Below are 12,858 nucleotides of genomic sequence, written 5' to 3' on the forward strand. Positions count from 1 at the left end.
CCTTACGCCTTTTCGACCTTCACCAGGAACGACTTGAATTCCGGTGTGTACGAGTTGCCGTCACCCACGGACGGAGTCAGGGTATTGGCGAGATAGCCGGGCTTCGTCAGCCCCTTGAAGCCCCAGTGCAACGGGATACCGACCGTCTGGACCTTCTTGCCGTCGACCGTCAGCGGCTTGATCCGCTTCGTGACGAGCGCGACCGCAATGATGTAGCCGCGCTTGGACGACACCTTCACGCGTTCGCCGTGCGCGACACCGACTTCCTTCGCGAGGTCTTCGCCAATCTCGACGAATTGCTCGGGCTGGATGATCGCGTTCAGCCGCGCGTGCTTGGTCCAGTAGTGAAAATGCTCGGTCAGCCGGTAAGTCGTCGCGGCGTGCGGAAACTCCGGTGCCTGACCGAACGCCGCGCGGTCGTCCGGGAACACGCGGGCGGCCGGGTTGTTCAGCGCCTGCGGGTTGTTCGGGTGCAGCGGGTTCGTGCCGATCGGCGTCTCGAACGGCTCGTAGTGCTCGGGGAACGGACCTTCGTTCATCCCCGCGCGCGCGAAGAAGCGCGCGACGCCTTCCGGATTCATGATGAACGGCCCCATCCCGTTCTCGGGCGGTTCGTCCGCCTTGAAATCGGGGATGTCGGGTCCCGCCCACGCCTTGCCGTTCCAGCCGATCAGCTTGCGGGTCGGGTCGAACGGCTTGCCGCTCACGTCGCACGATGCGCGGTTGTACAGGATCCGCCGGTTCGCCGGCCACGCCCACGCCCAGTTCAGCGTCTGGCCGATGCCGGTCGGGTCCGAGTTGTCGCGCCGCCCCATCTGGTTGCCGGCCTGCGTCCATGCACCGCAGAAGATCCAGCAACCGCTCGCGGTCGTGCCGTCGTCCTTCAACTGCGCGAACGCGGCCAGCTGCTCGCCCTTCTTCACGAGCGTCTTGGCCGGATCCTTCGGGTCGGGCAGATCGGCGAGCGCACGGCCGTTGAACTCCATCGCAAGCTCTTCGGGCGTCGGGTTTTCCGGGTTCGCGTACGGCCAGGTCAGGTTCACGATCGGGTCCGGATACTTGCCGCCATCCGTCTGATACATCTTGCGCATGCGCAGGAACAGCCCCGACATGATCTCGAGATCGCTCTTCGCCTCGCCCGGCGGCTCCGCACCCTTCCAGTGCCATTGCAGCACGCGGCTCGAACTCACGAGCGAGCCGTTTTCCTCCGCGAAGCACGTGGTGGGCAAACGGAACACCTCGGTCTGGATCTTCGACGCATCGACATCGTTGTAGTCGCCGTGATGCTTCCAGAACTCGGACGTCTCGGTCGCGAGCGGATCCATGATCACGAGCCACTTCAGCTTCGCGAGCCCCGCGGCCGTCTTCACCTTCGACGGCGCCGCCGCGAGCGGGTTGAAGCCCTGGCAGATGTAGCCGTTCATCTTGCCGGCGCTCATCAGCTCGATCGTCTGCAGCAGGTCGTACTGCTTGTCCAGCTTCGGCAGGTAGTCGTAGCCCCAGTTGTTCTCGGCGGTCGCCGCATCGCCCCACCAGGACTTCATGAAGCTGACGTGGAACGCCTTGTAGTTCTTCCAGTAGCTCAACTGGTTCGGCCGCAGCGGCTGCTGCACGCGCTTTGCAATGTAGCCGTCGAAATCCTGCTCGGCCTGCGTCGGCAGCGTCATGTAGCCCGGCAGCAGGTTCGACATCAGCCCGAGGTCGGTCAACCCCTGGATGTTCGAGTGGCCGCGCAGCGCATTCATCCCGCCGCCCGCGATGCCGATGTTGCCGAGCAGCAGCTGCACCATCGCGCCGGTGCGGATGATCTGCGCGCCGATCGAGTGGTGCGTCCAGCCGAGCGCGTACAGCACCGTGCCGGCGCGGCCGGGAACGGCCGTGGTGGCGAGCATCTCGCACACCTTCAGGAACTTCTCCTTCGGTGTGCCGCAGACCTGCTGGACCATGTCCGGCGTATAGCGCGCGTAGTGCTGCTTCAACAGGTTGTACACGCAACGCGGATGCTGCAGCGTCGGGTCGACCTTCGCGAAACCGTCGTCGCCGCGCTCGTAGTCCCAGCTCGATTTGTCCGGGTACGCGTGCTTCTCCGCGTCGTAGCCGGAATAGATGCCGTCGTTGAACGCGAAATCCTCGCGCACGATGAACGAGAAGTCCGTGTAGTTCTTCACGTACTCATGCTGGATCTTGTCGTTCGTCAGCAGATAGTTGATGACGCCGCCCAGGAAGACGATGTCGGTGCCGGTGCGAATCGGCGCGTAGTAGTCGGCCACCGAGGCCGTACGCGTAAAGCGCGGGTCGACGACGATCAGCCGCGCCTTGCGGTGCGCCTTCGCCTCCGTTACCCACTTGAACCCGCATGGATGGGCCTCGGCTGCATTGCCGCCCATCACGAGAATCACGTCCGCGTTCTTGATGTCGACCCAATGGTTCGTCATCGCTCCACGGCCAAACGTCGGGGCAAGACCTGCCACCGTCGGGCCATGTCAGACACGCGCCTGATTGTCGAATGCGAGCATTCCCAGACTGCGGACAGTCTTGTGCGTCAGGTAGCCGACCTCGTTGCTGCCGGCCGACGCGGCCAGCATGCCGGTCGTGAGCCAGCGGTTGACCTTCGCGCCGTCTTCCGCCGTCTCGACGAAGTTCGCGTCGCGGTCGGCCTTCATCAGCTTCGCGATCCGGTCGAGCGCATCGTTCCACGAGATCGGTTCCCACTTGTCCGAGCCGGGCGCCCGGTATTCGGGGTGCGTCAGGCGGCTCGGGCTGTGGATGAAGTCGATCAGGCTCGCGCCCTTCGGGCACAGCGTGCCGCGATTGACGGGGTGGTCGGGATCGCCTTCGATGTGGATGATGCTCGGCTGCGCGTTCTTCGCACCGTCTCCGAGGCTGTACATCAGGATGCCGCAACCCACTGAACAGTAAGGACAGGTGTTGCGCGTTTCGACTGTGCGCGCCAGCTTGTACTGTCGGACTTCGGCCAGCGCTTCGGACGGAGAAAAGCCCAGCAGGGCAAGACTCGATCCGGCAAGCGACGTGGCCGTCACCTTCAGGAACTGGCGCCGGGACATTTGTAGCATGGCGGTCTCGGCGTTATTGTGGGGGTGGGGAAACTGAAAGGAATTATAGACAGTCCACGCAACTATGTTCGATTCTTCGGATCAATCCTGAATTGTCCGATTACCAACGGTGACCGCCGCACGGCATCTCGACCGAATCCTCATGAAACGACAGATCACCACCGAGGCGACCCGCCTCGCCCAACAACAGGCCAACTGGGCCCTCACCGCATTCAAGCGCTTCTCGTCAGACCGCTGCTCCGCGATGGCCGCGGGCATCGCGTTTTTCTCCGCGTTCTCGCTCGCGCCGATGCTCGTGATGGTGATCGCGGTGGCCGGCTGGTTCTACGGCGACGACGCCGCGCGCGGCCAGGTGTTCGAGCAGGCGCACCAGCTGATCGGCAACGACGCGGCGGCCAGCATCCAGACGATCGTGCAGAACGCACACCGCGCGGGCGAGCGCGGCGGCCTCGCGACGCTGATCTCGTTCGCCGCGCTCGCGATCGGCGCGTCGGCCACCTTCGCGTCGCTCAGCGCCGCGCTCAGCGTGATCTGGCCGGCCACCGAAAACCGCTGGTCGAGCATGCTCGGGCTCGTGCGCGTGCGGCTGATCTCGTTCGGGCTCGTGCTCGGCGTCGCGTTCCTGCTGATCGTGTCGCTCGTGCTCGACACCGCGATCACATTCATCGGCACCTGGCTGCTGGGCAATTCGCCGTATGTCGTCGTCACGAATCTCGTGCAGTTCTTCGTCGGCATCGCGGTGCTGGCGGCCGCCTTCGCTTCGTTGATGAAGTTCCTGCCCGACGCGCGCGTCGCGTGGCGCGATGCCGCGATCGGCGGCGTCGTGTCCGCGATCCTGTTTTCCAGCGGCAAGAAGCTGTTCGCGCTGTACCTCGCGCATGCGGGCACGGCCAGTGCGTTTGGCGCGGCCGGATCGTTCGCGGTCCTGCTGATGTGGCTGTACTTCTCCGCGGTCGTGCTGCTGCTCGGCGCGGAATTCGCGGCGGCCCGCGGCAACGCGCATCGGCCCGCCGGCGTCGCCGCGGCCGCGCCCGCTCAAACCGATCGCGCCGCCGGCCGCGTGCACGACGACTGATTCGCACACGCTGCGCAAAAACGGCCGCGCAATCGGCATCGCGCACACCGCCGCATCGAAACGCCTCCTTCCCGCCGCTTTGCCACCCCGCCAACCACGCTGTCCGCCGCGCATTCGCGCGGCGTTGACGCGTTCTTTGCATGCCGGCACGTCGGTCTCTGCAATCGCAAACGTTTGCTCACCCTCATTTCCGTGCGTCAATCGGCCGAAACGGGCCCCCTGCTGCAATGTGCATCATCTATCGAAACAATCGCACCGCAGCAAATGTCAACTATTTCAAAAACAGGAACAGTCGTTGATGTGCTTGATATATATAGACTTTTTGATGCTGTTACCTTTTCGAGACACTTTATTTTTTAAGCTTTCTTGCGTCGATGGCACTGAGCTATTCTCCAATCCGCAACAAATAACGATGAATCACTTGCGTGGAGAAACTCAACGATGAAGAAACTCGCTCTCTCGACCCTCTCGCTCGCCCTGCTGGGCGCCGCTGGCGCTGCTCACGCTCAATCGAGCGTGACGCTGTATGGCGTGATCGACACGTCGATCGCCTACGTTCACGGCAATAACGGCCAAGGCATCAACTCGTGGCAAATGCTGTCGGGCAACCTGCAAGGCAGCCGCTTCGGCCTGAAAGGCGCAGAAGACCTCGGCGGTGGCCTGAAGGCGATCTTCCAGTTGGAAAACGGCTTTGATCCGGGCACCGGCCACCTGAACCAGGGCGGTCGCATGTTCGGCCGTCAGGCATTCGTCGGCCTCGAAAGCAAGCAATACGGTACGCTGACGCTCGGCCGCCAGTACGACCCGGTCGTCGATCTGGTCCAGGCAGTCACGGCTGACAACTACTTCGGCAGCACGTTCGCAACGCCGGGCGACGTCGACAACAACGACAACAGCCTGCGCGTCAGCAACGCGATCAAGTACACGTCGCCGGTGTTCGCCGGCCTCCAGGTCGAAGGCATGTACGCCCTCGGCGGTGTTGCAGGCAAGACGGGTTCGGGCCAGACGTGGTCGGTCGCAGCCGCGTACAACAACGGCCCGGTCGGCGTTGCTGCTGGCTACTTCTACGCGAACAACCCGACGCCGTCGGCAGGCGTCCGCAACAACTGGACGTCGACGACGTCGGACAACATCGTCGACGGCCCGATCAACGCGGGTTACGTGTCGGCGAAGTCGATCGCCATCGCGCAAGTCGCAGGCCAGTACGTTATCGGCCCGGTGACGCTCGGCCTCGGTTACAGCAACTCGCAGTACAAGCCGGACGCATCGTCGGGCTTCGGTTCGACCGAGAAGTACAACACGGGCCGCGCGTTCGTGACGTACCAGGTCACGCCGCCGCTGCTGCTGGGCCTCGGCTACTCGTACACGAAGGCGAGCGGCAACACGGACGCCAAGTACCATCAGGTTTCGCTGGGCGGCGATTACTCGCTGTCGAAGCGCACGGACGTGTACCTGGTCGGCGCGTACCAGCACGCAAGCGGCACGCAGCTCAACGCAGACGGCACGACGTCGGCAGCGCAAGCATCGATCGGCTCGTACGGCTTCGCCGGCACGAAGTCGCAAGAAATGGTTGCTCTCGGCCTGCGCCACAAGTTCTAAAAACGATGTATCCGGTGTGCATGGCGTCTCCGACGCCTTGCCGCCGAACTGGAAAGCCAGCCTTCGGTTTCGACCGTGGCTGGCTTTTTTTTCGTCCATCGCCGGCGGGTCGAAATGGCCTGTACGGGCCGGCGAGCAGAGACGATGCCGACGCACGACCGCCGGCCGGCAGCGGCGCCTGGAGGCTGCAATGCGCCGAAAACGCCGCTTCCGGATACCCGGGCAGGTCGCTATCTCTCCACCAGGCGACTACCATCCGCACTTGCCGGCACCGTTCATCCGGTGCGACGGCGCATTCGCCCCGGCATGTCGATTTCGGCGGCCGTCGTGCGTCGCATCGATGTCGGCACGCGGTTTGCGCCCCGGCCAATTCAGACAGGAGATTCGCCATGACGATTCAGAAGATCACGCCTTTTCTCTGGTACTCGACGGAAGCCGAAGAAGCAGCGGCCTTCTATGCCGGCATCTTTCCGGATTCGCGCGTCGTGCGCGTCACGTCGGTGTCCGGCACCGACGGCACGCGGATGGTCGAATTCGAACTGTTCGGGCAGCCGTTCTTCGCGATGAGCCACACGCGCACGGAGTCGTTCAACCACACGATCTCGCTGCTGGTCAGTTGCGGCGATCAGGCGGAGCTCGACCGCTACTGGAGCGCCCTGCTCGACAACGGCGGCACGGCGGACGGCTGCGGCTGGCTGAGAGACCGCTATGGCGTCTCGTGGCAGATCGTTCCCGCGGATCTCATTCCGATGATGGCCGACCGCGACGCGGTCAAGGCAGCGCGCGTGGCCGCGGCGATGATGCAGATGACCAAGTTCGACGCCGCCGCGCTGAAGGCCGCCTATGAGGGCACCGGGGGCTGACGAAACGCGTCGTGCCGCGGACGCGTGACGGCGCGCTGGTCAAGCGCGATGCGAGTCGCCGGCGAGCGCCCGATCGGCTGCTTGCACGTGCGGCGTCTGCGCAAGCGTTCTTGATCCGCGGCGGGTCGGCCCGCAACCCGATCACGTGCACCGTGGCCTCCGCCGCTACGCGGACAGCATCGATTCGACGGTCCGCCGCGCGTAGCCGATGAATGCGGCGAGCGGTTCACCCGACAGTGATCGCCGCGCCCGCTTCGCCATCGAGATAGACGGCACGCGCAGCCGCTGCAACCGGCCGGTATGCGTCCGGCGGACGCTCCAGCACCCATGCCGCGGCGACGTCCTTGGGCGCGATCCTGCCGGTCGCGGCGCTATACCAGATGCGCGCGAGCGCGAGCACCACGTTGCACGCGTCGCCGCGCCAGTCCGGTTCGGCATCCCACTGCGCCACGGTAGCGAGAAACGCGGCGACCAAGTCGCGCGCGGGCACCGGCTCGAACAGCGCGGCCGCCGGCGGCCCGACCAACGCGACACTGTGCTGTCGCGCCTTCGTCAACAGGATCGCCAGATCGTGATCGGCGAGCGCCGGTTCGACGATGCCGGCTTCGAGGTCGCGGCGCAGCCACTCGCCGAACTGCAATTCGCGCCGCGCCGGATAACGCCACGGCACCACCTCGCCATGCGCGACGACGGTCACCTCCAGCGCACGCAAGCCGCCTGCGCAACCGGGCGGAGCAGACGCAGCGAGCAGGTCGAGCATCAGCGCGCGCCGTGCCGGTTCGTCGGGCCGCGCCGCCACCGTCACCAGCAGGTCGATGTCGCTGCGCGGCTTCAATCCGCCGTCGAGCGCCGATCCGAACAGGTGAATCGCCTCCAGCATCGCGCCGAGATGCCGCTCGATCGCGGTGCGCGCGGCGGCCACCTGGCCGACGATTTCAGTCGGAATGCATTCAGTCACGATGCGCATGCAACGGGCACGGCGTGCCGCGAATGGAAAACCACACGCGCGAATGAAGATTGCCGTTCGGCATTGCGCAGGCGCGGCATGTCATTCGCCACGCGTTGCACGTCGAACCGGACATCGCTGCCGCACGATTTGCGCAGCGCAATAAAAATCCCCGCACGCTTTCGCGTACGGGGATCGTCGGACACTGCAACGGCTGCCGACATGCATCGGCAGCCGTTGCGCGGCATTACGCCGCCGCGTCCTTCAGCTTCTTCAGCGCACGTGCCTTCACGCGCACGCTGGCCGGCTTCGCCGGGAACCAACGCTCTTCGCCCGTGAACGGATCCTTGCCGAAGCGCTTCTTCTTCGCCGGCACGACTTGTGCCGTGATCTTCAGCAGACCCGGCAGCGTGAACTCGCCTGCGCCCTTCTTGTGGACCGAGCCCAGCACGACGTTCTCGAGTGCGGTGAGCACTGCCTTGACCGCCTTCACTTCCACGGCTGCGCGCTCAGCGATGTGCGTTGCGAGCGATGCCTTCGTGAACTTGTCCTTCAGCGGCGTCGGAGCAGCGGGCGCCTTCGCGACGGCGGCCTTCTTGGCCACTACTTTCTTCGCGGGCGCTACTTTCTTAGCAGCCACTTTCTTGGCCGGTGCGGCGGCAGCCTTCTTGGCCACCTTTTTTGCGGAAGTCGCCATGTTTCTCCTACCAGGTGTGGTCGTTCGTTGGATACACGAAGCGTGCAATGCGCGCGCTTCAACGCCGGATTCTACAAGCGCCTTGACGCTTCGTGCAGTACTTTTATGCGTTTTCGCGGGGTTTCCCGCAGTTTTTGTTGCACGCGACCGACTCCGTCGATGCTCGAACGTCGAAAAACCTCGTTACGTATGCGTCCAAACGCGAATTACGTTCGATATTTGCGCACCTATACTGGGCTCGCTCAATGCCCGGATGCCTCCATGCGTGAAGCCAGATACGTCAAAGGACTCGACGGCCTGCGAGCCATCGCCGTCATCCTCGTTTTCCTGTCCCACAAGGGCCACGTCCTTGCCGTCGACGTCGGCAAGCTTGGCGTGTGGACGTTTTTCCTCATCAGCGGATTCCTGATCGTCGGCGAGCTGCATCGCAACCGCCAGGCGCTCGAGTGCGGCACGATGACGCGCCGCCACGCGCTGGCGCTGTTCCTCGCGAAACGCGCGCTGCGGATCTTCCCCGTGTACTACCTGCTGCTCGCCGCGCTCGCGATCGCGCACGCACTCTTCTACCAGCGCGGCGTCAATCTCGGGCTCGCGTGGCACGCGGCGTTCCTGTCGAATTACTGGATCGGCGTCGTCAAGGACGGCTGGCCGGGCTCCACGTCGCACTTCTGGAGCCTCGCGGTTGAACAGCAGTTCTATCTGATCGCGCCGCTCGCGCTGCTCGCGGTACCCGCCGCGCGACACGTCGCGCTCGGCATCGCGGCCATCGCGCTGTGCGCGGTCGCGCATCTCGCGCTCTATCTGTCCGACGCGTCGCCGGTGCTGATCTACGCGTTTTCTCCGTGGAATTTCGCGCTGATCGCACTCGGCGGCGTCGGCGCGATGGCGCTCGCCGATCAGGGCCCGGCCACCCTGCGCCGCATTCCGCCCGGCTGGCTCGGCGCGGCAGGCGTCGTGTTCTTTCTCGTGCTGCCCGCGTGCACGGCGTTGCCCGACGCGGTCGCGGGGCTCGCGGATCTCGGCCTGTCGGCATCGCTCGGCGCGCTGATGCTGTGGATCGTCAGCGAACCCGAGCATCCCGTCGTGTCGCTGCTCGACTGGGCGCCGCTCGTCTATCTCGGCACGATCAGCTACGGCTTCTACCTGTTCCACAATCTGATTCCCGCGCGTTTCGGCATGTTGCCCGCGCGCTTCGCGCACGTGCCGATTCCGGAATTCGTCCGGGAAGCGCTGCCCGAGATGCTGCAATTCGCGCTCGCCGTGCTGCTCGCACACCTGTCGTGGCGTTATCTCGAAAAGCGGCTGCTCGACTTCAAGAAACCGATCGCCGCGATGCTGGCCCGGCACTTCGTCGCGCGGCCGGGCACGTCGGCGCGTTGAGCGCCACGCGGATGGCGACACAAAGGAACGGGGAAAACGCGATACCGGTCACGTCCGGAAACTGACGCACGATGGCTCGGCGTCGTTAACCCACTCCGGCAGGACCGACACCAGCACACGCATCAATGCGCATCGCGCAACGGAACCGCCGATCCGGCCGTCCGGGCGAGCGCTTCGGCACCGGTTTCAGACGTCGCACCAGACCGCGACCGAGCGCCCCGCTCTGCAAACGGCACTACTCACCACTCGTCACTCGAACACGACACGCCCGCTGCACGCACCACGATCGCGCATCGGCAAAAGCAAAAAAGCCCCGGCGCGCGAGCGGCCGGGGCCAACGGAACAACCACCACCTGAAACAACGGAGCGCGCAGCTGCTTAAGCGACAGCAGCCAGCGCGGGCAAACAGGTACGCAGGTACGCCTCGAATTCGCGGCTCACTTCCGGGTGCTGGAGCGCAAGCTCGACAGTCGCCTTGAGGTAGCCGATCTTGCTGCCGCAGTCGAAACGCGTGCCGAAGTAGCGATACGCGAGCACCTGCTCGTTCGCGAGCAGCGACTGGACCGCGTCGGTGAGCTGCAGTTCGCCGCCCGCGCCCGGCTTGAGCCGGCGCAGATGATCAAAGATCGTCGGCATGAAAACGTAGCGGCCGACCACGCCGAGGTTCGACGGCGCATCTTCCGGCGCGGGCTTCTCGATGATGCCCGACAGCTTGATGATGTCCTCCTCCCATTCGCGGCCTTCGACCACGCCATACGAGCGGCTGTCCTCGCGCGCGATCGTCTCGACCCCGATCACCGAGCTGTGATAGTGGTCGAACACGTCGACGAGCTGCTTGAGCACCGGCTGCTCGCCGTGCAGCAGGTCGTCGGCGAGGATCACCGCGAACGGCTCGCCGTGCACGAGCTTCTCCGCGCACAGCACCGCGTGGCCCAGGCCGAGCGCTTCCGGCTGGCGCACGTAGAAACAGTTGACGTTGCTCGGCTTGATGCCGCGCACGAGCTCGAGCAGCTTGTCCTTGCCGCGCGCCTCGAGTTCGGCCTCGATCTCGTACGACTTGTCGAAGTGATCCTCGATCGCGCGCTTGCTGCGCCCGGTGACGAAGATCATTTCGGTGATACCGGCGTTGATCGCTTCCTCGACCGCGTACTGAATCAGCGGCTTGTCGACGACGGGCAACATTTCCTTCGGGCTCGCCTTCGTAGCCGGGAGGAACCGCGTGCCGAGACCGGCAACGGGAAACACGGCCTTGGTGACTTTCAACATGTTCGCATCCTGATTGCGTTGACTGCGCCGCGTCGACCAGCGACCCGGCGCGATGGTTTTCCGAACGGCATATCGAGAATCGACGGCACTGCCAATTCCACTCCGCTCATTTTCGATATGGGCCGATTGCCCAATGATTCCGAAAAAAATATAATCCTTTCAACCCGGTCGATCTTGCCGGACCGAGTGCCGAAACGGAAACATATTACCGATTTTCCGGATACAAATTCTTACGATTCGAATTCCTCGATATAGGGCACGCCGCCCCGTTCGACGCCCGGGCGAATCGGTTCGTTCTTCAGCGCCTCGCGGTACGCCGACAGCACGACCATGACCAGCAGTACTGCCGCGCTCGCGATCCAATGCATGTCCATCTTGCCGCTCCTTGCATCAATCAACTGGAGCTTCAAACTATCAGAAAAAAATCGGTAAATAATTGAAGCACCGGTGGAACCGCTTTCAGATCCGGATAAAACCATCATGCGGAATAGCGTTATTTCAGCGCGATATTTTTTTATTCATTGATCGAATTCTTGCGCATTACGATTGGACCAGACTTCCCATTCGTCCGTGCTCCACTCCATCCGTCGCAAGGAATCGAATCGCATGCAAGCTTTCAGCGGATCGTCTCTGACCGCGCCGCCCGTCGCCGATCGCAAGGAACACGTGATCGACGCGATGCGCGGCTTCGCGGCGCTGCTCGTCGCCTATTTCCACTGCCGCCAGGTCGTCTGGGTCGGCATGCAGAGCTTCCATCACGCTTACGGCCATGCGCTCAACCCGAGCGCGATCGCCGGTTACCTGACCTTCCCGTTCGCGTGGGGTTCCGCCGGCGTACCGATCTTCTTCGTGATCAGCGGCTACTGCATCCACCGCAACGCGGCGCTCAAGCTCGCGGCCGATCCCGCGTACCGGCTCGACGCGCCGAACTTCTGGGCGCGCCGGTTCGCACGCATCTACCCGGTGCTGCTCGCCGCGCTGCTGTTCACGCTCGCGCTCGACGCCGTCAGCCTGCAGATCGAGCCCGTCAGCCACAAGATCCGCGACATCGGCGTCACGGCGTTCCTCGTGAACCTGTTCTCGCTGCAGGGTGTCGCCGGCTACACGTACGGGTCGAACGGCGCGCTGTGGACGCTGTCGCTCGAAGTGCAGTTCTACGCGATCTACCCGCTGCTGTTCGCGCTGCGCCGGCGCATCGGCATGCCGGCCGTCGTGGCCGCGGTCGCCGTCGTCAACGTCGCGTCGGCGTGGCTGCTCGAACGGCACGACCTGCAATTCTTCACGTCGTACTGGCTGTCGTGGACGATCGGCGCGTGGATCGCCGACGTGCGCGCGCAGCAGGCCCGCGGCGCGGCCACCGTGCCGTCGCGTGCGTGGTACGGCGCGGCCGCCGTGCTGCTGGCCGCCGGCTGCGGCGCGTTTCATTTCGGCCAGTACGGCGCATTCCAGCTGTGGTCGGCCGGTTTCGCGTGCTTCCTGTACCGCGCGCTCGCTCGTCCGCCGCGCCCGACGCCGCCGCTGCGCGTGCTCGGCTGGTTCGGCGACTTCAGCTACTCGCTGTACCTGATCCACCTGCCGCTGTTCGTCTGCCTCGGCTCGGTGCTGTTCCGCTCCGAGCTGCAACTGTCGATCTGGCCGTCGTTCGCGTTCATGGCCGCCGCGATCCCGGTCGCGTACCTGTTCTACCGGCTGTTCGAACGGCCCGCGATGACGTGGTCGGCCAGCTTCAAGCCGGCACGCAGCACCCGCGTGGTCGCATCGACGCCCGAACGGGCTACCTGATCCGGCCGGTCCGCTTCCGGAGGAGCCCCCGCGCGGCGTCTCGCTGCGCGGGGGCTTTTTCATGGCCAGAGCGCGGTCGCACGCCAAGTTGAGCCGGATGTACGACGCTCGTCCGTCCGGCCGCGCTACGGCCCGCGTGGGCCACTCCTGACCGGCTTTCATCACGCGCTTGCCTC

The 12,858-nt window shown here is 64.6% G+C and carries 10 protein-coding genes and 1 pseudogene; 5 read left to right on the forward strand and 6 right to left on the reverse strand.

From position 1 onward, the window contains the following. Nucleotides 1–2: 2 nt before the first annotated feature. Nucleotides 3–3,074 (reverse strand): formate dehydrogenase-N subunit alpha, encoded by a 3,072-nt coding sequence (gene fdnG / locus VL15_RS30635; protein ID WP_080971006.1) that lies wholly within the window; start codon nucleotides 3,072–3,074, stop codon nucleotides 3–5. A 142-nt stretch (nucleotides 3,075–3,216) separates the two neighbouring features. Between fdnG and VL15_RS30645 the strand changes: the two genes are divergently transcribed. The 3 genes from VL15_RS30645 (at nucleotide 3,217) to VL15_RS30655 (ending at nucleotide 6,611) form a co-directional block, all read left to right on the forward strand. Continuing rightward, the gene (locus tag VL15_RS30645) at nucleotides 3,217–4,149 is read left to right on the forward strand and encodes a YihY/virulence factor BrkB family protein (RefSeq protein ID WP_048250458.1); all 933 of its coding nucleotides are present in this window, start codon (nucleotides 3,217–3,219) and stop codon (nucleotides 4,147–4,149) included. A 441-nt stretch (nucleotides 4,150–4,590) separates the two neighbouring features. After that, nucleotides 4,591–5,748 (forward strand): porin, encoded by a 1,158-nt coding sequence (locus tag VL15_RS30650; RefSeq protein ID WP_048250460.1) that lies wholly within the window; start codon nucleotides 4,591–4,593, stop codon nucleotides 5,746–5,748. Between the two features lie 389 nt (nucleotides 5,749–6,137). After that, nucleotides 6,138–6,611: a VOC family protein gene (locus tag VL15_RS30655; protein WP_048250461.1), complete on the forward strand. Its 474-nt coding sequence runs from the start codon at nucleotides 6,138–6,140 to the stop codon at nucleotides 6,609–6,611. A gap of 165 nt (nucleotides 6,612–6,776) precedes the next feature. Here the strand turns inward: VL15_RS30655 and VL15_RS30660 are convergent. From VL15_RS30660 to VL15_RS30670, 3 genes and pseudogenes are all read right to left on the reverse strand, one after another. Continuing rightward, nucleotides 6,777–7,569: pseudogene (locus VL15_RS30660) on the reverse strand (AadA family aminoglycoside 3''-O-nucleotidyltransferase). Next, nucleotides 7,566–7,763, reverse strand: a complete 198-nt coding sequence (locus VL15_RS30665; protein ID WP_155420326.1) for a hypothetical protein — start codon at nucleotides 7,761–7,763, stop codon at nucleotides 7,566–7,568. The pseudogene VL15_RS30660 and the gene VL15_RS30665 overlap by 4 nt, the downstream one beginning before the upstream one ends. A 41-nt stretch (nucleotides 7,764–7,804) precedes the next feature. Continuing rightward, entirely contained in the window at nucleotides 7,805–8,254 is a 450-nt protein-coding gene (locus tag VL15_RS30670; RefSeq protein ID WP_048250463.1) for an HU family DNA-binding protein, read from the reverse strand. A 261-nt stretch (nucleotides 8,255–8,515) separates the two neighbouring features. Between VL15_RS30670 and VL15_RS30675 the strand changes: the two genes are divergently transcribed. After that, nucleotides 8,516–9,634 carry an acyltransferase family protein gene (locus tag VL15_RS30675; protein ID WP_048250465.1) on the forward strand — a complete coding sequence of 373 codons (1,119 nt, stop codon included), beginning with the start codon at nucleotides 8,516–8,518 and terminating at the stop codon, nucleotides 9,632–9,634. Between the two features lie 378 nt (nucleotides 9,635–10,012). On the opposite strand, the gene galU is transcribed toward VL15_RS30675, so the two are convergent. Then, complete coding sequence (gene galU, locus VL15_RS30680) at nucleotides 10,013–10,900, reverse strand: UTP--glucose-1-phosphate uridylyltransferase GalU (protein WP_048250466.1); 888 nt, start codon at nucleotides 10,898–10,900, stop codon at nucleotides 10,013–10,015. Nucleotides 10,901–11,130: 230 nt separating this feature from the next. After that, entirely contained in the window at nucleotides 11,131–11,274 is a 144-nt protein-coding gene (locus VL15_RS42885; RefSeq protein WP_196319642.1) for a hypothetical protein, read from the reverse strand. Nucleotides 11,275–11,506: 232 nt separating this feature from the next. Here VL15_RS42885 and VL15_RS30685 point away from each other — a divergent pair, with 232 nt between their 5' ends. Continuing rightward, nucleotides 11,507–12,682, forward strand: coding sequence for an acyltransferase family protein (locus VL15_RS30685; RefSeq protein ID WP_048250468.1), 1,176 nt, complete (start codon nucleotides 11,507–11,509; stop codon nucleotides 12,680–12,682). Nucleotides 12,683–12,858: the final 176 nt, after the last annotated feature.

This window comes from Burkholderia cepacia (assembly GCF_001039005.1).
GTDB lineage: Bacteria > Pseudomonadota > Gammaproteobacteria > Burkholderiales > Burkholderiaceae > Burkholderia > Burkholderia theae.

What these genes read in the sequence shown, in the direction of transcription:
- VL15_RS30685 (WP_048250468.1), top strand. Translation starts at nt 11,507, where the DNA reads ATGCAAGCTTTCAGCGGATCGTCTCTGACCGCGCCGCCCGTCGCCGAT.
- VL15_RS30645 (WP_048250458.1), top strand. Translation starts at nt 3,217, where the DNA reads ATGAAACGACAGATCACCACCGAGGCGACCCGCCTCGCCCAACAACAG.
- galU (WP_048250466.1), bottom strand. Translation starts at nt 10,900, where the DNA reads ATGTTGAAAGTCACCAAGGCCGTGTTTCCCGTTGCCGGTCTCGGCACG.
- VL15_RS30670 (WP_048250463.1), bottom strand. Translation starts at nt 8,254, where the DNA reads ATGGCGACTTCCGCAAAAAAGGTGGCCAAGAAGGCTGCCGCCGCACCG.
- VL15_RS42885 (WP_196319642.1), bottom strand. Translation starts at nt 11,274, where the DNA reads ATGGACATGCATTGGATCGCGAGCGCGGCAGTACTGCTGGTCATGGTC.
- VL15_RS30650 (WP_048250460.1), top strand. Translation starts at nt 4,591, where the DNA reads ATGAAGAAACTCGCTCTCTCGACCCTCTCGCTCGCCCTGCTGGGCGCC.
- VL15_RS30655 (WP_048250461.1), top strand. Translation starts at nt 6,138, where the DNA reads ATGACGATTCAGAAGATCACGCCTTTTCTCTGGTACTCGACGGAAGCC.
- VL15_RS30675 (WP_048250465.1), top strand. Translation starts at nt 8,516, where the DNA reads ATGCGTGAAGCCAGATACGTCAAAGGACTCGACGGCCTGCGAGCCATC.